The organism is Cupriavidus sp. GW823-FHT06D04, assembly GCF_058795055.1.
The window spans coordinates 122,398-142,752 of sequence record NZ_JBXAHL010000016.1; the positions used below are offsets into that span (position 1 = coordinate 122,398).

Annotated in this window: 23 protein-coding genes and 1 pseudogene; 12 read left to right on the forward strand and 12 right to left on the reverse strand. The window is 58.5% G+C overall.

Features of this window, described 5'->3' with window-relative positions; translation table 11 throughout:
- Nucleotides 1–212: 212 nt before the first annotated feature.
- Together AC1Q7H_RS20620 and AC1Q7H_RS20625 are read right to left on the reverse strand one after the other, a co-directional pair.
- Nucleotides 213–1,631: an IS5 family transposase gene (locus AC1Q7H_RS20620; protein ID WP_233528222.1), complete on the reverse strand. Its 1,419-nt coding sequence runs from the start codon at nt 1,629–1,631 to the stop codon at nt 213–215.
- Nucleotides 1,632–1,922: 291 nt separating this feature from the next.
- On the reverse strand, nt 1,923–2,240 hold the full coding sequence (locus AC1Q7H_RS20625) for a hypothetical protein (RefSeq protein ID WP_147316233.1): 318 nt from the start codon (nt 2,238–2,240) through the stop codon (nt 1,923–1,925).
- A gap of 934 nt (nt 2,241–3,174) precedes the next feature.
- Between AC1Q7H_RS20625 and AC1Q7H_RS20630 the strand changes: the two genes are divergently transcribed.
- On the forward strand, nt 3,175–4,236 hold the full coding sequence (locus AC1Q7H_RS20630; protein WP_116321296.1) for a COG3904 family protein: 1,062 nt from the start codon (nt 3,175–3,177) through the stop codon (nt 4,234–4,236).
- A 283-nt stretch (nt 4,237–4,519) separates the two neighbouring features.
- On the opposite strand, the gene AC1Q7H_RS20635 is transcribed toward AC1Q7H_RS20630, so the two are convergent.
- Nucleotides 4,520–6,316 carry an ATP-binding protein gene (locus AC1Q7H_RS20635; RefSeq protein ID WP_116321295.1) on the reverse strand — a complete coding sequence of 599 codons (1,797 nt, stop codon included), beginning with the start codon at nt 6,314–6,316 and terminating at the stop codon, nt 4,520–4,522.
- Nucleotides 6,313–7,503: a hypothetical protein gene (locus tag AC1Q7H_RS20640; RefSeq protein WP_492381679.1), complete on the reverse strand. Its 1,191-nt coding sequence runs from the start codon at nt 7,501–7,503 to the stop codon at nt 6,313–6,315. Before AC1Q7H_RS20640 ends, AC1Q7H_RS20635 begins: the two co-directional genes overlap by 4 nt.
- 253 nt (nt 7,504–7,756) lie before the next feature.
- Between AC1Q7H_RS20640 and AC1Q7H_RS20645 the strand changes: the two genes are divergently transcribed.
- A complete protein-coding gene (locus AC1Q7H_RS20645) occupies nt 7,757–8,386 on the forward strand; it encodes a transposase (RefSeq protein ID WP_233528221.1) in 630 nt (209 codons plus the stop codon).
- Between the two features lie 612 nt (nt 8,387–8,998).
- Nucleotides 8,999–9,343 (forward strand): DUF1330 domain-containing protein, encoded by a 345-nt coding sequence (locus tag AC1Q7H_RS20650; RefSeq protein ID WP_233528220.1) that lies wholly within the window; start codon nt 8,999–9,001, stop codon nt 9,341–9,343.
- A 115-nt stretch (nt 9,344–9,458) separates the two neighbouring features.
- Here the strand turns inward: AC1Q7H_RS20650 and AC1Q7H_RS20655 are convergent, their stop codons facing one another.
- Nucleotides 9,459–9,686 (reverse strand): hypothetical protein, encoded by a 228-nt coding sequence (locus tag AC1Q7H_RS20655; protein ID WP_116321293.1) that lies wholly within the window; start codon nt 9,684–9,686, stop codon nt 9,459–9,461.
- Nucleotides 9,687–10,687: 1,001 nt separating this feature from the next.
- On the opposite strand from AC1Q7H_RS20655, the gene AC1Q7H_RS20660 reads away from it, so the two are divergent.
- Both AC1Q7H_RS20660 and AC1Q7H_RS20665 read left to right on the forward strand, forming a co-directional pair.
- A complete protein-coding gene (locus AC1Q7H_RS20660) occupies nt 10,688–10,963 on the forward strand; it encodes a hypothetical protein (protein WP_116321291.1) in 276 nt (91 codons plus the stop codon).
- Nucleotides 10,964–11,087: 124 nt separating this feature from the next.
- Entirely contained in the window at nt 11,088–11,822 is a 735-nt protein-coding gene (locus tag AC1Q7H_RS20665) for a hypothetical protein (protein WP_116321290.1), read from the forward strand.
- Between the two features lie 54 nt (nt 11,823–11,876).
- Here AC1Q7H_RS20665 and AC1Q7H_RS20670 read toward each other — a convergent pair whose 3' ends face one another.
- From AC1Q7H_RS20670 to AC1Q7H_RS20680, 3 genes are read right to left on the reverse strand one after another with little or no spacing between them, the layout of a single operon-like run.
- Nucleotides 11,877–12,611, reverse strand: coding sequence for a hypothetical protein (locus tag AC1Q7H_RS20670; protein WP_116321289.1), 735 nt, complete (start codon nt 12,609–12,611; stop codon nt 11,877–11,879).
- Between the two features lie 14 nt (nt 12,612–12,625).
- A complete protein-coding gene (locus AC1Q7H_RS20675; protein ID WP_147316232.1) occupies nt 12,626–13,120 on the reverse strand; it encodes a hypothetical protein in 495 nt (164 codons plus the stop codon).
- A gap of 14 nt (nt 13,121–13,134) precedes the next feature.
- Nucleotides 13,135–13,536, reverse strand: coding sequence for a hypothetical protein (locus tag AC1Q7H_RS20680; protein ID WP_116321287.1), 402 nt, complete (start codon nt 13,534–13,536; stop codon nt 13,135–13,137).
- 233 nt (nt 13,537–13,769) lie between these two features.
- Between AC1Q7H_RS20680 and AC1Q7H_RS20685 the strand changes: the two genes are divergently transcribed.
- Genes AC1Q7H_RS20685 through AC1Q7H_RS20710 form a run of 6 tightly spaced genes read left to right on the forward strand, consistent with a single transcriptional unit; the run spans nt 13,770 to nt 17,879 of the window.
- Entirely contained in the window at nt 13,770–14,042 is a 273-nt protein-coding gene (locus AC1Q7H_RS20685) for a hypothetical protein (RefSeq protein ID WP_116321286.1), read from the forward strand.
- Nucleotides 14,043–14,047: 5 nt separating this feature from the next.
- The gene (locus AC1Q7H_RS20690) at nt 14,048–14,491 is read left to right on the forward strand and encodes a plasmid fertility inhibition factor family protein (RefSeq protein ID WP_411860284.1); all 444 of its coding nucleotides are present in this window, start codon (nt 14,048–14,050) and stop codon (nt 14,489–14,491) included.
- A gap of 29 nt (nt 14,492–14,520) precedes the next feature.
- Complete coding sequence (locus tag AC1Q7H_RS20695; protein WP_116321284.1) at nt 14,521–14,988, forward strand: hypothetical protein; 468 nt, start codon at nt 14,521–14,523, stop codon at nt 14,986–14,988.
- Nucleotides 14,985–15,479, forward strand: a complete 495-nt coding sequence (locus AC1Q7H_RS20700) for a hypothetical protein (protein ID WP_116321283.1) — start codon at nt 14,985–14,987, stop codon at nt 15,477–15,479. The genes AC1Q7H_RS20695 and AC1Q7H_RS20700 overlap by 4 nt, the downstream gene beginning before the upstream one ends.
- Before the next feature lie 15 nt (nt 15,480–15,494).
- Complete coding sequence (locus AC1Q7H_RS20705) at nt 15,495–17,300, forward strand: DNA cytosine methyltransferase (RefSeq protein ID WP_116321282.1); 1,806 nt, start codon at nt 15,495–15,497, stop codon at nt 17,298–17,300.
- 36 nt (nt 17,301–17,336) lie between these two features.
- Nucleotides 17,337–17,879: a hypothetical protein gene (locus AC1Q7H_RS20710; RefSeq protein ID WP_116321281.1), complete on the forward strand. Its 543-nt coding sequence runs from the start codon at nt 17,337–17,339 to the stop codon at nt 17,877–17,879.
- A 221-nt stretch (nt 17,880–18,100) separates the two neighbouring features.
- Here AC1Q7H_RS20710 and AC1Q7H_RS20715 read toward each other — a convergent pair whose 3' ends face one another.
- From AC1Q7H_RS20715 to AC1Q7H_RS20725, 3 genes are all read right to left on the reverse strand, one after another.
- Nucleotides 18,101–18,586: a GNAT family N-acetyltransferase gene (locus tag AC1Q7H_RS20715; RefSeq protein WP_233528219.1), complete on the reverse strand. Its 486-nt coding sequence runs from the start codon at nt 18,584–18,586 to the stop codon at nt 18,101–18,103.
- Nucleotides 18,540–18,884 (reverse strand): type II toxin-antitoxin system TacA family antitoxin, encoded by a 345-nt coding sequence (locus AC1Q7H_RS20720; protein WP_116321374.1) that lies wholly within the window; start codon nt 18,882–18,884, stop codon nt 18,540–18,542. The genes AC1Q7H_RS20715 and AC1Q7H_RS20720 overlap by 47 nt, the downstream gene beginning before the upstream one ends.
- Before the next feature lie 347 nt (nt 18,885–19,231).
- Nucleotides 19,232–19,585, reverse strand: coding sequence for a DUF1810 family protein (locus AC1Q7H_RS20725; protein ID WP_492381680.1), 354 nt, complete (start codon nt 19,583–19,585; stop codon nt 19,232–19,234).
- On the opposite strand from AC1Q7H_RS20725, the pseudogene AC1Q7H_RS20730 reads away from it, so the two are divergent.
- Nucleotides 19,527–19,755 (forward strand): annotated as a pseudogene (locus AC1Q7H_RS20730) (MFS transporter); the annotation flags it as partial. The gene AC1Q7H_RS20725 and the pseudogene AC1Q7H_RS20730 sit on opposite strands and share 59 nt — an antisense overlap.
- 2 nt (nt 19,756–19,757) lie before the next feature.
- On the opposite strand, the gene AC1Q7H_RS20735 reads toward AC1Q7H_RS20730, so the two are convergent.
- A complete protein-coding gene (locus AC1Q7H_RS20735) occupies nt 19,758–20,351 on the reverse strand; it encodes a helix-turn-helix domain-containing protein (RefSeq protein WP_116321279.1) in 594 nt (197 codons plus the stop codon).
- Between the last annotated feature and the right edge of the window lie 4 nt (nt 20,352–20,355).

Consider the following 20,355-nt stretch of genomic DNA (forward strand, 5'->3'; position numbering starts at 1 on the left):
ACGAGAAGCGCGAATTTAGCTGGACTGCAATGCAGGCTGCCACGAACTCCCAGTCAGGCTCGCACCCACACCAGCATGCGGCGAAACGTCGTTTGCCACCACGGCCTAGAGTCAAAGTCCTTCTTTGTCAAATAACTTAGTCGGCCCTCCAAAATTCACTTTCCCGGTTTGGAGGGCGTCACTTTGCGGGTGCTGACTCGCGCGCTATCGCATCAAGAACGCGCCGCGAGGTATCGATGGCAAGAGTCAGAGCAAACACATGCGGCAAAAAAGAAGGGCAAAAATGCCCCACGGGCAATGGCGCGCAGTAGCCAGCGGATGTTGAACCCCGCGGCACATAGCACCGCATGCAAGGCGTCTCCGCTTTCTCCTTTCAGCCAGCATCTGCGCATGCCGTGGTCCGCCTTGGTGTGTCCGATAATGGGTTCGACCGCCTGACGGCGTTTGAGCCATCGGCGCTGTCTTGCATCGAGAGACTTGGCTTTGCCGCGGTGGATGACTTTTACCGGTGCCACCTCCGCATCCACACCGCGGAACCCAAGGTCGACGATGGCCGTGTGCGGCCTTGGAGCGCCGGGCAACTCTTGCAGCAAGATGTTGGTCTGCTCGATCTGGGCCATCAGCGTATGGCCGTCATATGGGTTGCCAGGGAAGCTGCGGGCGCCCACGATCAGTCCCTGCTTGGCGGTGATCGCCAAGCTGACCTTCACGCCGAATTCATACGGCTGGCGAGCTTTCCCTTTTCCGATGCATTCGACCTCCGGTGTGTGCAGCGCGTACAACTTGCTCTTATCCTTGGGCTGCTGCCGGCAGATGCGCCAGGCACGCTGAAGCCAAAGACGCAGCCCCTCTTGTTGACTCTCTGGCAGCGCCGCCATCTTGCGCTCGATGTCGCGCAGCACACGGCCGAGCACGGTCCGCTGTCGTTTGAGCACGCGGCGCAGACGCCGGAATTGCTTCGCGTGCGCATAGCCGCCGGCACGGCGACGCAGGTGTTTGCCCTCACGCGCAAAGGTCTGTTTGAGCACCAGTCCAGCGCGTTGGGCAAGCATCACGACCTTCGCACGTGCCACTTCGAGCAGACGACTATCGGTCGGGTAGGCAACGGCCTTCTCCTGGACCGTCGTGTCGACGATGATGCGATCGAATTCGGCCGGCTTGACCGCCTTCATCTCTACCGCAGCCGCAATGGTCGCGGCCAGCAGTTCCTCGACGCCGGGTTCGCCCAGCGCCTGGCGAAATCGCACCAGATTGGTCGGCGAGCATGGCAGGCAGGCCTGGAAATATTCCTCACCGCAGAAGTACTGGAAGTACACGTCCTGTGCCCAGCGCTCACATACCGATTCGTCGCTCTCGTTATAGGCCTGCTTCAAGTACAACAGGCCTACCAGCAAACGAATAGGCAGACGCGAACGTCCCGCTGCACTCACACCCGCACCAGCCACTGCCAACGTCGGTCCGAACAGATCAGCATCCACAACCGTTTGACCATCGCGTGCCTTGCGCTCTAAAACAGGCGCCAGACTGACTTCAATCGCGTCCCATGGCATGCGTTTGGCCAAGACCGCCAGCGGGTGGCGCAGGTCGATCATGGCGTCCAGGCGGCTGCGAAAGAAGTCCGGTGTGCTCATCGATTAGCCTCGAAAACTTCCAGAAATCAAATCGAATCATATCGATTCCGGGAGTTCTGTGGTCCTCTCAGAAACCCCAATCCCTTGCCCGGCGCGGCTTCACGGGATTCTGCAGGGCCGACTACTTATGTTTGTCATCGTCCGTTGCCGACAGACGCATGCTACGCGCGCACTATCGAGTGCTAGTCAGACTAGGGATTTCATGGTTGCCCACTTCTTCCTTCACATGCTTCCAGCAGCCGCGCTACTACGTGAATTCGTTGGACTGCACCCTTTCGTTCAGCGCCATAGTCATTCGGGCTGCTTGGGATCCGCAGGCGTTACATGCGATGAGGCGAATACACCCTTTAGAAAAAGCCCCCCGAGAAGAAGCAGTGCTGCACAGCCGAGCAGCGCGTACTTCGTTGGCAAGTAGATGTGGTCAGAAAACTCGTTGCCAGGGATTTCTTCGTAGAAGTTGATGCGAAGGCAGACTAGCAGCAATCGAAGAAAAGACTCGTCGGCGCCCCAGCCTGCATGGCAAGCATTCTCAGAGAAGACAACTGACGTGAGCGCCATGATGATGGATACCGCGATCATCAGAGTACCAATTTTCTTATGCCTTTCCATCTCGTGTCTCTCCCTTGGATCTAACGGTACACCACCTAACTATTTCCGAAGCGCCAACCGCTTATGGTCATTCACTGCCAGAGGTTTCTCCGACACGATTTTTCCACCACTGATGACATGCCCATCCAATGCCAACTGTTGCGCCGACCTCAATAAACAGCTGTGCATACGCGGCGACACTTCCGGATAACCCCCTGAAAGCCAGGTGCGAGAGCGCGGCTAGAACCGTTAGGATCATAAGCGCCATTAGCCATGCAAGGAACGAGACCCAGCCTCTCCTTGTGAACCCGGCGTTCCAACCGCCCGCATACGTAGCTTGGCCAGCCCAAATGCCGATGAGCAAGGAAAGTCCCAAAGTTGCAAGTCCAAAGGAGGTTGTCAGTGATTCTGTTTCCTCTTCGTAGCTGTAGCGGCCACTCCCGTGCGTAATTGTCGTCGGTCCGTCCAAGTCAATAGACGTCGGCACCCCTAGCGCGGCGCCCGCTAACGTGAGCGCAACGCCGACCGCGATGACAACAACGAACCCTACGACCCACCCAAGAATTTTCCGCATATTGGCCCTAGCTGTTAGCCGCTGAAAGAAAGTCTAACTTATTCGCGTACGCCCCAGTCTGGCCACGTCAGCTTGTTCCCGTCTGCGACCCTTAACTGCCGGTGAACATGTAAGCCAACTGTGGCCGCTCTTGAGCGTTTACCGGTCGTCGGAGGCGACGACGCCAGTCGGCGTCGCCTCTCCACGGAACGGCTTTCGCTTAACCGGCCGAGCAGGTGGAATTCTCAGCCTTGTTCATATCGCCCGTTCGCAAGAGGGCTGTCAAGCCGGTGGATGCGGCCGTCAGCCCGCGCAGAGAGGGGTGCAAAAAGGGAAGGCAGTTCAGCTACACTGCCAGTCGTTGCGAATCTAGCTCGCCAGGTAATCTATAACCTCACCAAAATGAAAATCTTCGCTAAGGCTTCGTTATTAGCCATTGCCCTGCTGGTGGGCAATGCCGATGCCATGACATTCTCCGCTCCGAAGCATGAGGCGTATGACGCGCTGTCATGGATCAATCGCGGGGGCGGCGAAACGAGAATCTACGCGGACGGTGAGATTACCTCGTCCACGGCGATGGACTTTGAGCGGTTCGTCAAGGCAAACAATATAACCTCCGCGACCGTGCTGTTTAATTCCCCGGGCGGATCCCTGTTTGGTGGCATACAACTCGGCACCAAAATCCGCAGCCTCGGATTCGACACGGGCATCGCGACGTATTCGCAAGGCCAGATGGTTGAACGGGGATATTGTGCGAGCGCGTGCGCCTACGCGTTTGCGGGCGGTCGTGGGCGATACTTCTCAGGCAAGGAGACAAAGCTCGGGCTTCATCAGTTTTCGGCCAAAAGCACAACGATAGACAATGGCACGAGCCAGGAAACGAGCGGTCTCATCGTGGCATATCTACAGAATATGGGCGTCGATGCCTTGGCATTTTCGGCGTCAGCCTCAGTGCGTCCTGAGGACATTCTTTGGTTGACCGCGCATGTTGCGGCGAAGCTGCGATTCTCGAATAACGGGACACAGCCGGCAACCGCGGAGCTGAAACAGGCGCAAGGTGCAACCTATTTGAAAGTGGAGCAGGAGTATACAAACTGGAGTGCCCGTTTCCTGTTCACGTGCTTTGATGGAAAAATGGGGTTGGGCGGTGGGCTGGTCACCACTGAAGCGGATGCCAAAGGTAAATTCGAGTGGGCCACAAACTCGTATTTTACGTTCGACGGAACAGAGATTCAGCCTCAGAGAAAGGGGGCCACTGCGCAGGGGCTCCAGCGCAGGGAGTCCGTCGTGTGGGTACATCGGGAATTGCTATCCGCCGAAATGCGGACCTTGTTGTCATCCAAGACCATTACCGCCTGGATTGCCGCGGACGGGGCCGTGGGATACACGGCCGCAGTCGACATCAGCGGCGTCAAGGGAAAGATTCAGGACTACGCGAAGAACTGCTACACCGCCAGGCGGTGAGTAGTGGAGGACTGGCGGCGAAGGGCTCACTGCTGCGCGATGGAACGCACGATCTCGCCAAGCGGCTTCGTCGCCAGGAGAGCTCCCGAAAGGAAGATGGGACTTTTCCTCCCTGTTCAGAAGCCTCTAGCAGTGGCCCGGCTTTCTTGTCGCAGGTCAGCACAACGTCACCGAAGAGGATGCCGCCGCCACGGCTGCGTCCGCCTGGTTGCCGAATAGAACGGCGCCGCCTTCTTCCCATCCACCTCAGCGAATTGCATCGCCGCCCCTCCCAGTCGATGACTCAAACCAAGACCGCCGGGGCCTCGCTCCATAGCCTTTCAAGGTCAACGTCCTCGCTGGCTGGCTGCTTTCCGCTCGGCAAGCGTTCCACCTGGATGACCATCGGAAGCTCAAACGCGGTTCCAGTGACCACGCAGCACCCTTGGGACAGCCCAGGGATGAGACTGCGCGACACGGCGTCAAGCGTAGAGATGGTGTTGTCGATGAGAAACAGGTCTCTGTCGTTCACCAAGCGATGGATAAAGAAGTTGTGCAACTGCGAGACGATGGTTGGCGAGATGTCAGCCGGACGTTGGCTAGCAATCGTTACGAAAATGCCGAACTTGCGGCCCTCCTTAATGATCTCCTCGAAGAGTTCGAGGCGATAGTCCTTCCAGCTTTCACTCTCTCGCGTTGACTGTTCAGAAAGGATGTTGTGCGCCTCATCGACTATAAGATGGACGGTCCGGTCTGGAGGGCTGGCCACCGCCGATTTATGGGCGTTGTAGTAGTGCTTCGCAAACAGGAGCGGCAGAACCTTCTTGACATCGTTGTTGCATCGGCGCAAGGAAATCACAGTCAAGACCCTCTCGTCTTCTGCGGCATTAGCTATGCGCAGCACCCGGCGCATGCTCTTCAGCGAGGACTCCACGCGCTTGAGAAGGGGTTGGATGTGCTCGAATTGGACGTACCCAGCATTCAGGTCGGACATCAGCTGCAGATTGATCCGCACAATCAGCTGGTCGAATTCATCTAGGCCAGACGTGTCCAGTGCGTCCACAGTAGGAGCGATATGGTGGTCATAGTTTTCACCGTCCGTATTGAAGAACACACCGTTGAGGGCGAATCTTCCGCCCCGCTGATGCCAGATTACCTGTCTTAGCAAATCATCCAACGCCTGGAAGTTGATTAGCCGCGCAACGACCCGCATTAGATCAAGCGTTGCAGGCCTGACCTCGCCCGCACAAAATGCTTGCCGGAACTTACTCTTCGCATATGTATCAAGCGAACCTGGCCTAGCCTCGAATCGCGCCTTTCCAGTAAGGACGCGGCTTAGGAACGGGCGCTGGGTGTTCAGCGTGGCCTGGAACAAGAGCGAAAGGGTATCAAGGTCCCAGAATTCGGTAGAAGCCAAGGGAAACTTGTCCCCCGCATTGGCATCGCCAGGTTGCTCTTGAGTCGAGAGCTGATACACCGTCTTATGCGCCGTAGGTGCGAGTTGTTCGCCCCCATATTCACCGTTGAAGTCGAGGATAACGAAACGGCTCTTTCCCTCGATGCGCGGCAGCTTTTGGTCAAACAATACCGTGTAGAGCTTGGCGAGCGTGTTCGATTTTCCGCTGCCTGTGTTCCCAAATATGCCGATATGGCTGTTGAACAGCCGCTTCCAAGGCAGCCCGACTGCAATCTCTTCCTTGAGCATCTGCCCGATCTTGAAGCTGCTGTCGGCCTTGCGGTCGAAGATGGATCTAATGCGCTCTTCGGGCAAGAGGTAGGCCGCATCCTGGATCATCGGCAGGAACTTGATGCCCTGTGTGAAGCCGGTACGGTCGAAGAAGCCGATAGGCCTGGCCTCCACCTTGCGAATGAAGGTTGCTTTGCCATCTTGCGTTTCAACACGACTCTCGTCCAGGTATTCACCGTCAACCATGCAGATGATGTCTCGGAAACCTCGCTGAATCGACAGGTACTCTCGGATGGAGACGCCCTTGTACTTGTCGCCACCGTGGAAAAGTGTCTCTTTGCTGGACTGCTCGTCGATCTTCAGAACCACCTTGGTTCCTTGAACCGCAATGACCTCGCCAACACGAATACTCATTGGACCAAGTCCTCAAGGTCATCGTGCTCAGGAGGCACCGCGGCTGCTGCGGGAGGCGGCAGCGCCGACGCTGGCTTCGCGGCAACCGCCTCCGGCCAGACCAACACCCTCTCATTGAAGGCAGTGAAGTCGCCGTCCAGAGCCAAACACTTGACGTTGCGGTGGCCTTTGAACTTGTCCTCCATGGCTGTGCGCTCCGAAGTGTTGTAGCAACAGATAAAGACCTGCAGCCCTGGGTTGGAGAGGGATCGCAGGACGAGGTTGAGGATGTGCTCGTCTGCGAAGGAGAAGCCGAACGTGATGAGCACAGCGTTTTGCTTCTCCAGCTCATAGCTGAGCAGGCGTAGCATTTGGTAATAGTGCTCCTCGTACACCGTCTCGTGAAATTTCCACTTGGTCGGGTTAACGATGGGCATGCGCTCGTACTTCGCCCAGAACGCCGCCAGCACCTCGTTGTCGATTCCAGTGTCCGGCAACTGAGCGAGTTCGGCATCAGGGTTGTTCAGCGCGGCTGAGAACGGCTGCAGCAATTCGGCGGTTTCAGCGTCAAGCAGGTCAGCACGGTTCTCCGTGTCGTAGCGGACCTGGATCGCCGACCCTGCCTTGCTCCAGTACACCGACCCGTGGAGATGGATTAAATTTACTTGAGGGATGCTACTTTGGTAGCGCCCTAAGACGCCTGCCTGGCACAGGTACGACCCAAAGTTGCGGGCCTGCAAGATGCGCTTGCTGAAACCGCGCGCACCGTCATTCAAAACGAAGTCGGTGCGCCCTTCCTTGATCAGTTCGTCGGCCACCAGCGGGAAACACCCGTCGTAGTTCGTCGTGAAGAGATTGCAACGCCGGTCCAGTGCCTTGCGGCGACTCGCCATCTCCAGCGCCGTGGTCAGGAAAGCCCGGTAGTTTTTGATGGTCTCGGCACCCGCCGCATTGCCGACAGCGGCTTGGAGGGTGAGCCGTTCCGCAGGTCTGATGCAGGACGAGTAGTAGTGCATGAACAGCGGCACGAGGCGCCGACGGTCACCATCCTCCTGCTCGAACTTAGTCGCCAATTCCTCAAGCGAGTACCGCGCATCGTCTACACCTGTTCGCATTTGAAGCTGCAGCGTCGGCAGCAGGCCAAAGGACGCCCCCGATCCGAAGAGGAAGTTGATATCCTTATCGTAAATGTCTCCAATTGAAATCACTTGCCTCTCCCTGCCCATTTTATTCGTGGCATGAATCGTGCCATGAAGCGAGGTTTTTGGGTACTGGCGGTTCGCAGGGTGTCTCGCACCCAATCCAATTCAAGATAAGCCGACAAGATAAATCGCAATTTGCGCCAAGAACGCTTGACAGGTGCCGAGGTTCGAGTGGCCGCCGCCCTGCTTGCGCTGGCTGTTTGGCGCAAGCAGGGCGGCGGCCAATAGGGGATCGTTTCCCGATCCTCGCTTGGCTCTGATGCCCCTGTCCGATCTGTTCGCTACGCTTACCCAATATCTGCACACCCAGGTCTTTCACGATCTTGCCCGTCATGTCGAATATCCGGCTGCATTCACTCGTCAGCGTAAGCTCACCCTGCCAACACTTACCCCCCAGACCGTTCGGCTGATCCGGCAGATCTCGCCAGCCGGCAAGGTGCGCGTGCTCATCACCAATCTGCTCGACATGCAGCGCTATCCGGCGGCCACCTTCCGCGATCTCTACCATCAGCGCTGGCGCCTCGAGGAGGCATTCAAACGCCTCAAGCACCGCATGGCACTCGAACATCTGTCTGGCCTCTCACAGTTGGCCGCCAGGCAGGACTTCGGCGCCAAAATCCTCAGCGACAACCTGCACGCCCTATGCTGCCTCAGCGCCGCGCAGGAGCATGAAATCGACTCGGACCATCGCATCAATCGAACCTTCGCCATCACCGCTCTCAAACCTGTCCTGTCCGCGGCGCTGCTCGGCTTGCGATGGGCCAAGGCTGCTCTGAATGAGACCTTGGCCTTGATCGCAACACGTACCCATCGCGTGCGACCGGATCGCGCTAAGCCACGTCCGCCTCGCCACAAACCTCATCGACATGCTACTTACAAGGCTTTTTGATGCCTATTTGTTGGTGCTTATCTTGGATGGATTGGTATCGCACCCACCCAGCCGGCAAGTCGCCTCATGCAACCAAGGTTGCATCGGTGATTCGACAGCAGTCTATGCTCGAAACGCAGCACGAGATGGCATGAGGTTTAGCGAACGGTTATTTCTTGCTGCGCCAGTTCATACGACAGACCGCGAATGTCTCAGATCAGTCAGAAGCAGCCCTCCCAGCGTTCGTGCTAATTGGCTGCTCATGCCGGTCTCGGCCGGATACCCGCCGCCAGACTGCGGTCGTCTCTGACAGTCCATTACGCCCGTTCGCTCCTTACCCCAAAGGCCACTGCGGGGTTGACGCTGCCGAGGAGTTCAAGAAGTGCCTTAATAGGTTCAAGGTTCCGGCTGCTGAGCAAAAGGAATTGTTTGATTGATATTGTCGGCAAGGCGAAAGCGGGTATCGTAGTCAGGAAATGAGCCTTGACACGGCAGGACATTGGGCGTGCGGAGGTCAGAAGGCCGTTGGGCGATTATGCCCAGTGGCATGGCCAATCCTCGACTTCACGGCAGCGCCGCCTACAATCATGCAATGACAAGGGGCCGTGGGACTACCGCGGAAAGGAGCGCGCCATGTCTGCATACCTGATTGCCGATGTCGATATAACAGACCCCGCCCTTTTTGAAGAGTACAAACGAGAAGTACCGGCTACTGAGGCGCGCTACGGTGGAAAATATCTAGGCCGCGGTGGTCGAACCAAGGTTCTCGAAGGCGACTGGCAGCCGCATCGTCTCGTTATTGTCGAATTCCCGGATATGGATTCCTTGATGGCCTGGTATGACTCGCCAGAGTATGCCCGCCTCAAGGCATCCGTGAAAGATGTGCAACGACAAGGATTATCGCGCTGGAAGGCATTACAGCCGTGGCGTCGTAGTACGTTTGTGGCCGGCCCTCGACAGTCGGTACTTCCTTCGTGAACGGTCTTTCGCAAATCAATCGCAAACGACCGTTCATGGTTCCCGACGCTAGCGGCAGTCAGACTGTCTCGGTCGCGGCGGCAGGCCAAGTGTGGTAGCCCCCGGCGCGGGCTTTTTATTGATCTTGCGACGCCAGCCGCCATGTCGGAATGCCGTCGTCGAAACTATCGAACCACTCCCGGATCGCGTCGGCCACAACGCTTGGATCGCAAGTGGCGGCTTCCGGAACGCATGCCCGAATGAGATCTTCGACGTCAAAGAGTCGTTCCGCCCGAGCCCGCCAGGCCTCGCGGTTGCGGGCGAGGATAGTGAGTTGCTGGTCGCGGATCGGGATGTAACGCATGGCGAAGACACGGGATGGAGTTCCCCGTATTGACGGCCGCCTCGCCGACTTCTTGAGCCATGCCCAGTGAGCAAACCGACCTACAGATCCTGGCTCAGTATCGGCGAGAGTTGCACGGCAGTCCAGCTAAATCCGGATTTCCAGTCCAGCAAACTGATCTGTAGTCCGGCTAATTCCGGTTTCCTACAGTGATGAGGATCTTCGGAGCAGCAGCGACTCTCTTGTTCGCGTACACTTGACGGAGTGTACAAGTACACACAAACTGCGCATATGTCGTCATTTTGTCCGGCGAGATGAGAAGAATCGCCACGACCGCAACGCAGAAACCCACCGCAGGTCAGCAATTACCTGACCGTGCAGTTCATCGAGCGGCGAGGTCAACCAACGGAGGGGGTACTTTTGAGCCGAAAGCACGTGCAAGCAAGCGTCATGGGGATTGACCGCAAGCCGACGAGAGACATACGTTCCTGCAGGTGTTGACGAGGTTGCAGGATTTGATCGGGCAAGCCGAGAGCGCCGTCTTGAGCGGCCGTGACAGATTCTCTATGGATAAGGCAGTGGCGGCGCTGCGAGAGGCGCATGAACTGTGCATCCTGGCGCGCTCCTTCGACCCTCCGACTGACGTTTTGCCGCTGGCTTCGGAAGGACCATTGCCGATAAGTGAGCCCCGGAATCGGGAGCGAATGCGAGAGTTGTGCGGGTTCGCGGGTTCCCAGGCCGAAGCAGCTCGCCTTATCACCAAGCACACGCACCGGCCTTGTAGCACGGACGCGGTGAAGTCGTGGACTTGCGACGTGCAGTCGGCACGCGCGAGGGTATGTCAGGACTGGGCGATTGAGGCGCTGGAGAAGGAACTGCAAAAGCTTAGAAAGCTTCCCTGACAGTCATCTGCGAATAACTTCCCGTATCGACCGAGCCAAGCGCTTTGCCCCGGACTTTTGGGGGGTAAACAAAGGCTCCGGGCAACCGATATAACGTCACGATACCAAAAGGACAATCCAATGAAGGTATTTCGCAATACGGAAACGACGTATGGTCTCGTCGTCACGGAAGCGACGGACAGTGCCGAACTTGACTGTAAGCGCCGCGCCTTGGAGAAAGGTGACGTGGGCAATATCGTACTGTTCTCTGTGCTTCCGCATGACATCAAATCGAGGCTCGACTGGAATGAGATTGAAATGGCGTTCTCCGCCTTTCCCCGTCACGGCCTGATTGTTGAGCATGTCACGCCGGACCAAGTCAAACAAATCCCCAAGAACATCACGATCCTCAAATGACAGTATTGGGGCCGCGCGCAGCTTCTGTTGGGTTGGGTCGCGAGATGTGTAGCTCGAATACATGGCCCTTCCAGACCAGCAAATCTGGACAGGGCACCGACAACAAGTAAATTAGAGGCATTCGATGGAAAGCAAGGTTTGGACTGCTGAGGACGCCGTGCGTTGGATCAAGGGGCACGCGCGTGTACAAGTGCTCCGTGCGCTGCCGCCGCATGGCGGCGCGGTGACGATCAACGATCAGCGCTATGCGCCAATTGCCGTGGGGCTGCGTGCGCTGTATCTGGGAAATTGTCGCTTACCGGGAGGGCATGAGTTACGTAGGGCAGATTTCCCGCAACTGGTGGTTGACCCTGACTGCATCACCACTGCAATCTTTGCGCTGCATGGCCCCCACGCTCAGCCAATGATTGCAGGGGGTTACCACAACACTCCTGATGACTGGTTCCTCAGCTTTCGCCTACCGTGTGAACTGCGCGGCAGCGACTTCCGCTTTGACGCCACCACGTTTGGTGTCACTGTTGAGTTGGACGATGGGCAGTGGACTGGCAAGGTTGGTGCGGCGATTCAACAGATTCGCGCCAATCACCCTGAGCTATCGGAATGGGACGACCTTGCTATCGGCTGCGCGTGGGGAGACTATTCGCGAGATATTTTGGAAACCAAATGGGCCGACTGGATTAATACCCGCGAGGACGCGTTTCTGGCGTACATCTATGTCCGGCAGGCCCATCCAGAATTTGACTTTGGCGGCTCCGGCCTGTTTGCTTCCAGTCTCTCCGACTATGCTCTGCAACTGCCGTGGGAAACCGGAGCGCCGCTGCCGGCCTTGGACCGCGACCTGATGTCGGAAGACAGCTAAACCCGTCATTTCAGCCTTAGTGTTTCGCTTGTGTGAGATGGCGCACCGCCATTTCTACTTCCTCAACTTGGTGGGGCTGGCGGCTGATGGCGTCGTGGCCGGGCTTTCGGCGAAGAGCGCGTTTTCCCAGACGGGCGATATAGCTGCGAGTTGCCGTAGCTTCTCATTTGGCTGCGTGAAAAGCGCCGCAAATCCGCGGCATTGCTCTGCTTCCTCTCTACCCGGATTCGATACTGCGGCCACCGGCCCGCCACCGCATCTTTGCCAGGTATGCGGCATGGCCACCGCGGCGAAAAACTGCTCTGCCTGCGTCAGCTCGCGCTGCAGGGCCACCTCGACCAGCTGGAGGGCGTCAGCGTCCACAATCGGCTGGGTCCATGGTGACAGAATCGTGATCGGGTCCGGGGATAGAAGGATTCGAGGGGTTACGTCGAAAGTCACCCCAATATGCAGGCGGCGGTATCCATCCTCGTTTTCCACCTGACTCATGACGAGATCCCCGCGCTGCAGGAACAGGATCTGCTCTCTGTAGTTCTGCACCACTGGCTCGTGTTCCAGGCGTTGCCCGTGCGGAATTCCGCTGGTCCGAGCCGTTGACAAAACCGCATCGTCGGATGTGAGCACCAGGGGAAACGTGTTTTCGAGCGCGGCCCGCGGAGCCTTACCGGTGCGGGCCTGCAGGATTCTCATTGCACCGATGTACTTGTCGACCGGCGTAGTCGTGGAGATCTCCCCGACGAGATCGCCATTGGGCGACGAGTAGAGGTGCACAGAGCGGGGAGGGAGCATTCGGTACCTGGTGACTAGATGCGAGGCCGCGATGCGCGCGGGCCAAAGTCAGCGTCTGCCTCGCGGGCGATCTGCTGGACCTTCACCGGATCTTGGTCGGTAGTCAGGATGTGATAGTCCAGCTTCAAAGCTTCGATCTTGGTGCGCTCCTGCTTGTACTCCTTGCGCAGCCCGTCTACTTCCTTCGCTGTTGACGCATTGAGCATTTCAAGCTTGATATCTTGTGCCCGCTCTTCCGCCGCCAGTAGCTTCAGATGCGTGTCGTAGAGGCTTCGCTGTGTTTGCCAGCTCTCTGCCATATTGCCCACGTACAGCTTGGCGGGGTCATAGTCGTTGCTCCCAACGCCGAAGGCCACTGCGCCGCTAAGCGCCACGACAGTCGCTCCAACAAATGCCTGTCGCTTCAGTTTGTCATGAAGTCGCAGTGCGCGAGGTGTCAGGTCAAAGTTTCGAGGAAGGTGTTGATCCTCGGCGAGGACCTTTTGCTGCAGCCGTTGCAATGCACGCATGGCGATCCTCCGACTCAGTGAGCGAGAAACTCGCGGATGTGCGCAAGTCGTCTGTGGAAGACTGCGTCCGGAATGCTCTTCTTATCCCGGAAGGCGTCGTCTTCGGTGTCTACCTCCGCCTTGACGATGGAGAGAGCGAGATCTCGCAGGGCCGGGGCATGTCTTGCATCCGAAAGCGATTTTTCGATCTCGGCCTGGAGCTTGGCGTCGCCAGACGGCATCACGATTTTTGCAGCGAGCAGCGCGCGCGCCGTCGAAGTGGTGACTCGATGCACCAGGTCGGTCCGCCGCAAGATTTCGGCACGGGAATGCGTCTCGTAGACGAAGCCGCTAAGCTTGGGGCCGAGCTGCGGGTCGAGAGCGATGAGAGCTTCCACCACCTCATGCGTTTCGGGGTCCGGCAACATGATTCGCATTTCTTGACTCCAGTAATCGATTTATGTATCGTAGCATCACTACGGAAAATTATAGCGTATTCGTTCCCTCACGTTCGCCGTTGTTCTCCGTAGGGTTTCGCGTTTTTACGCACTGTTTTGGCGGCTCTCCCTCCCCAGACCATGACCTGACCCGATTGGCTCTGCCTCGCTGCCTCCCACGCCCCAAAGCGACGAAACCCTCGGCTTTGGGGCTTCTTTTTTTTGGAGTCGTCATGAAACGACTGTACATCGATGTATCCAGCTCAGCAGAGGCAGAGTTGCTTGGCGGTTGTGTCAAGGTCATCAGCTATGACCGCCACGGCAACGTGACCGCGACGATCACGACCGAGAGCGCCGACAGCCTGGCAGATGCGCACCTTATGGCTGGGTTTCTTGAGCTGGAGCGCGCATCCCGGCTGCGGGGAGCTGTCTTCGAGCGCTACGAGATGGGGGGGCTGACTGTCATCCCGCGCTTTGTCACGTCTGGATCCGCGCTGAACTCGTGACCATCATGCTCAGTCAGATCTCCGCCTCATGCTGGCGAGTCACCCTCCACGCGACTCGAATTCCGGTGAGGGCTGTCGTATTCAAGCCCGATATCGAAGACCTGGTCGAGTGGCCCGTCATCGTGGTGTGCGCGGGAAAGTTGCTTTCCTGTTGGGAGCGAGACAGCTACATCGTTGGTCCCGTAGGCCATTGGCCCAGCTCCAAACGGGCCGGCATCGAAGAGTTTCTCAATGAGGAGGGAGGGGCGATTAATGTCCCCCGCGCTGGCATTTACATGCAGCAGGTCCAACGCTCCTGGTGGTCGCTCCGGGCCAAACCTCCCGCGCCCGTCGTCTCTTTCATCAACGGAAGGCACCGCACCCGGTATCTGATCGATGCCGGGGTGAACTCTCTTCCCATCCAGGTCCACGCAAGTCAGGCCGCGCTCCTGCGCGAGGTCTGCGCGTAGCCCCATACCGCTGGTCATCGGGAGTCTATATGTCCGAACAGAATGCCCCCATAACCCTGAGCCGGCGACTCGAGCTGGATCTGCATGCCGACGACTATGCGAGGCTCGAAAGAGCGGCGCAGGACGTGGGGCTCTCCATCGAGGAATACCTGTGCGTGGCCGCATCAAGATGGTTGGCCGAAGCACCGATGCCAGGCCAGTCGGTTCCATCGATGAAGCGGAAGCTGGAGTTACTGATGCACCCGGACGACTACTCACTGGTCGAACGGGCTGCTCATGCTGTTGGCTACACCGTAGAAGAGTACAGCCGCCTGTCGCTCCATCTGCAGAGCAGGGGGATGATCGAACGTGTGAAGCCATCCGTGATCGACAGACCCGCTGGTATGGTCCAACAAGTGGCGTCTTGGCTAACGTCTACTCCTCCCACGCCCGCCCACCCCCTTGGCCGAACGTTGCAGCGTATCGGAGAACGCAACAACGCGGGAGCCCCCTCATGAGTAGCAAGTACGTGGAACTGGGTGCGGGATTCTTTCTGACGGACGTGGACAGCTTCACATTCGAAATCTGCGACGCCAACTCGTCAGAACCTGACGTCTACTACGGCCCGCTTGCCTGGAATGGTGGCGTGGGTCCAGCTTCCTCCCGACGTCTAGCCCTGGTGGAGCCGTCCCAAGCCAATGCCTACCTGGCAGCGATGATGGCTTACGACAGAGACGAAAGCGAACACCCCGGTGATATGCCTTCCTGGCCGGCTACGGCAACAGTGTGCACGGCCGGATTGGAAGCAGGCCTCGCTGATCTCCATGGTCGCCAGTTCGACAGCGAAGAAGCGCTGGTCAAAGCGGTCCGTCGCCTGACGCGGTCTATGCCGCGGAAGATCTGGTCGGGATCGTCAAGTGCTGCTCGCCTGGAGTCTCTCAAGTTCGCCACGGAACGAATGCTCGGCAGCAACGCCGAGTCCATCAGCCGGTACGAAAAGATCCACTGACCACCAAAAACACCCATGGACGGCTATTTCATCAAGACAATTGGTGCCAACCGCGGCAAGCCGCGTGTTTGGCTTCAGGGCCTCGAGCTGGAGCGCGCTGGCTTCGGGCCAGGCCAGAGTTACGAAGTCGAAGTGAAGGGCAGAAGCGTGGTGCTCACGCTAAGCAAGGACGGAACTCGTACCGTGACACCGAAGCAGGTTCGATCCCGGACGATGCCCGTAATCGACCTGAACAGTAACCAACTGCTGGCTGCGTTCGATGGCATGGCTGCGATCCGGATGGTGGTCAAGGACGGCCAGATCTACCTACTGCCGTTGGCATCTGAGCTGAAGAAGCAGGAGCGCCTGCAGCGCCTGAGATCGCGCATGGAGAATGGCGAGCCGTTGCGCATCGGCAGTCTATCGCACGGCGGCGGCATCATGTCGCATGCCATACATGCAGGCCTGCAGCGGGCAGGGCTCAAGGCGAAGCTCGAATTCGCGAACGAGATCCGCCCCGAGTTGCTTGAGCACGCGTCCGAGTTCAATGATGCCTGGTCAGACGATACCGTCCCTCTCGCCGCACCCATGCAGGAGCTGGCTTTTGATGATCGGGGCCTGGCTCACATACCGAAGGTCGAGATTCTGGAGGCTGGCATCCCCTGTTCGGGAGCGAGCCGAGCCGGCACGGCCAAACGCGGCCTCAAACATCCCGAGGCGCATCCGGAGGTCGGGCACCTGGTCGTCGCGGCGCTCGTCATCCTGAACAAGGCTGCGCCGGCAATTGTCGCTATTGAAAATGTGCCGACTTACGCGAATACGGCGTCCGCTAGCATTCTCCGCTCTCAACTCCGCGATCTAGGTTACACCACGCATGAACGAATTCTAAATGGAAAGGAATGGGGTGCGATTGAAAATCGAGATCGTTGGTGTATGGTCGCTGTAACTCAGGGAATCGATTTCGACTTCGATCAGCTGATGCCGCCGAAAGCGATGCGCCAGGTTATTGGCGATTTACTCGAAGACATCCCAGCAGACGACGCTCGCTGGGGCACGATGAGAGGCCTTGTTGAAAAGGAGGCGAGGGATCTCGCCGCAGGCAAGAACTTCAAAATGCAGATCTACGATGCCAATGACGAAAATGTCGGAACGTTAACTAAAGGGTACGCCAAAATTAGGTCGACTGACCCGAAATTACGGCATCGAGACGATCCTTCGCTTATGCGTCAATTCACGGCAACTGAGCACGCGCGGTTTAAACAAATTCCTTCCCATATTCTAGGCGATGCATCTGAAACAATGAAGCACGAGATGGCCGGTCAATCGGTGATCTATGAGAAGTTCGCTGACGTCGGGCATCACATCGGCAACTCCGTGAACCGCTTTGCAGGGCGCCCAGAAGTGGAGATGCACAACCGGGTTGCCCGGGGTTTCGAGGATCGACTCGGCGTGGATCAGGAGGTCGCTCAGCTTGCCGCACAGGTTGTTGCTGACCTGCGGCGCGCAGAGCCAGGCGACGGTCGCTATGTCGGGCCGATTGTCGCCGTACGTCAGGATCTTGTGGTGCAGAAGATCGATGACGTGTCGGGCATCCTGCACCAGGCCGTGGCATTGCGTGAGATGCCGAAACTTGGCCAAGCAGTCGAAATTCGCTATCGCGACGGCTCCGCTGTCGTGATGGCCGCGACGAATACTCCCGGACTGCCTGCACCGACACCGACCGACTCGCCCGCAGTCCGCAGCGCCAAGGAGCGGCTGCGTGCCGAGATCGGGTCGGCCGCTATTCCTGACGACTACAACGCCTTCGACACGCTTCCCAAGTCCACCAGGCTACGGATGTAAAGCTTCCTGCCAACCACCTATTACCCAACTACACGTATGAGCGATTTCAGACAAATTTCCGTTGAGTTCCGAGACATGGAGGCATCAGAGGCTCGTGAGCGGCAGGCCGCGAAGGATCGGGAGAAAGCGGCGCGGGCACACATGGTGGTCCGTGCTCGCGAAGCGTTCGAAGAGGCTGGCATCTACCGCTACCTACGGGAACAGGCGGATGCTATGAAGCAGGAGGGATACTCCTGTCGGTATGCGCGCGACGTTGTCGATTTCCGCGCGAACGTGTCCATCGCCTTTGTCGCAAAGCAGGGCGAACATATCGAGGACCGTAGCCAGTTCGGGCCGGGATTCGCAGGGGAGACTAATACGCATACCCTGAACATCGTTTCCGATGCTGACGGCGCAGTCCGCTTCGAGACTTGGAACGAGCTTGAAAGCAGTGCGCGAAAGACCTCGGTGAAGGCGTTGAGCGACCTGACGTTGGACGACGTCAAGGAGGCGTTCCGGGGTTTCGTGCGAGAGGCGTTTGTTGCTCGGAAGCTGCACGACGACCGAAAGGCTGCTATCCGTCCATCCTATCGAGGCTAATCTCCCGTAGGCACGGGTCTGTGGCAGCGTCGATAGCCCGAGGCCCGTTTGATCGTGCGAACAACGGCGCCCTGAACGTAGAAGGCGACGTGACCTTCATGGAGTCGGGCGCGGGCGGTGCCGGCGCCGGCGGAAGAGCGACGCTTCGCGCTGCTCAACGGGTGAAGAAAACGGGGCTGGGCCGCGTGGAAGCGCCCCAGCCCGTTTATCAGCTGCCGCTCTTATTGCAAGAGGGTGCGCACCGTATGGAGGTGCAGGACCAGCCGGTAAGGGTCGGTGGTCAACGGCTCAAAGCCGTAGTGTTGGTAGAATTGAGCCGCGTTGTCATCGATGGCGTCGACCACGATGCAACGAATTCCGACCAACTCAGCCGTTTCGGCCGCCAGCTCGAGTGCATTCATCAGAAGGCACCCGCCGAGCCCCTGGCCCTTGTAACTCGCGTCAACGGCGAGCCGTGCCAGGAGCACCGCGGGTACGTTCGAGGGAAGTTTCTGGCCACCCATCCCCTCGGTGAGAACCGAGGTCGTGTTGATCGCATAATACCCAGCGATCTTGGTGGGTTCGTCGGCTGTTGTTGCGACGTAGATCTTGATCAGATCCTTGTCTGCTTGCTGGCGCGCCATCTGGCGCAGCCAAGCGTTCATTTCGTCGTTGCCGCAATCAAACGCTTTGCGGTCGTGGGACGAATTCAAAAGATGAATTTCCAATTTTCGATTTCCTGTAACGGGCCATCGCACGCTGCAGGGCTTCGTTTGGCGCGGGCGGGTTCTCGAGCATCGAGAGGAAGCGACGGGACTGCTCGGCCGTCAGCTTGATGACCCGGAGGGTCTCTTGATGATCGATCACCGCCTCAGCCGCGCGAAGCGCCGCTTGTACGATGAATTGGTTTAACGTACTTCCAGATAGGTCTGCAGCAAGCTGTAGAACCTCCTGGTTCTCTGCACTTAGGCGGGCTGTAATTCGCCCGCGGTCTTGAGTTGTCACGACCTCGTGCTTGTGTGCCATGGTTCTCATACCCCTTGTTTCCGTGTCCTTCTGCGCCTCCCGGCGTACGGACACGTCGCCCAACTTCGGGCGGTTTCGGTTGTCCGCCGATACGGCGGAGTTATAACCCCCTCGTGTAAAGCTCTAATGGCCTTTTCCCCCTGGCTAAGGGAACGGGGTAAACGAATGATAGCGGCTGTGGTGACAAAATGCAACCATGTGCCAAAATGACACCACGCCCCGATGTAGCGCGGCAAAGCGTAGCGCGTGAAAGTGCAACCGCTCGCCTGTCAAGGCCCGTGGTGGGGTAAAGGAAGAGTGGGCGCATACATCAGCGCACCGGCTGAGGTAATTGCACGATCGTGAAATTACAGACTGCTCCGGCGCAAGCAACGCTTAACCCGGGTATCGGGATCCGCCAAACAGAGGACTTTCCTTTGTTCTACGATCAGCGATGCCGTATTCGCGCCCATGGCACTATGCCCCAGCGGTCGCCACTGGGGCAGCACATACCAGATCCAGTGCGTGCGCTTGCGGCCTGCGCGCAGTTCGGCGAGGGCCTGGGCGTAGTCGCGCGCCTGGGCTTGAAGGAAGCGGTCGAGCGGATTGAGGGGGGTGCTCATTGCCGCAATCTCGTTATCCGACCCCATTTGTTTTGCATCTGTTCTGGTGCAGTTCTCCACGCCCGAGGAGATACGCGGGCGCGTGAACATGCTGTTCATCTGCTCGCCCAACGATCTGGGCGAGTTCCGCGCCGGCACCAGCGCGGCCTGGCTGGGCGTGGTGCCGGCGGCCATGCTGGGGGCTGTGCACTCTGGCGGGGACGTGGATGGCATGGTTCAGTCCGCTGCGCGACGTCAACCGCTTTGAGGATGCTGAGGTGCCGCGCTGAGTTCAGGGGCTGCAGACCCTGTTTGTCCTCGACTCGTTCACGACGCCCGGAATCCTGCGCCGCACGGCCACGAACAGCACCTCGGCCGTCTCCCCGGCCGCCTTGCAAGCGTGAGGGCGGTCGGTGGGAAAGCGGATCCAGTCACCCTTGCCCAGTTCGACCAAGGCATCGCAGGGCCCCGCCATCACCGCACCGGAGAGCACCAGCAGGCTCTCGGCGCTGCCCGGTTCGTGGGCCGGGGAAGTCACCCCCTGCGCATTGACGGTGGCCGTGAACACGTAGACCAGCTCGGAGCCGTAGAAGGTCGCCAAGGGCCTCAGTTGCATGCCGTCCAACTGGCGCTTGCGCCCCTCTCCGGCCCTGCGCACGTCCACCACCGCTTCCGAGCTTTCGGCAATCAGTTCCGCCAGACGGACGTTCAATGCATCCCCCAGGCGCTGCAAGGTGTCGAGCGTGGGGTTGGCGCGCCCCAGCTCGATGGAGAGCAAGGTGGCCTTGGAAATGCCCGCGAGCTTCGCGACCTGAGAAGCGGACATTTTGCGCTGCTGGCGGTAGCGCTCCACATTGCGGGCAACGGTCTGATTGATATCGGTCATGGTT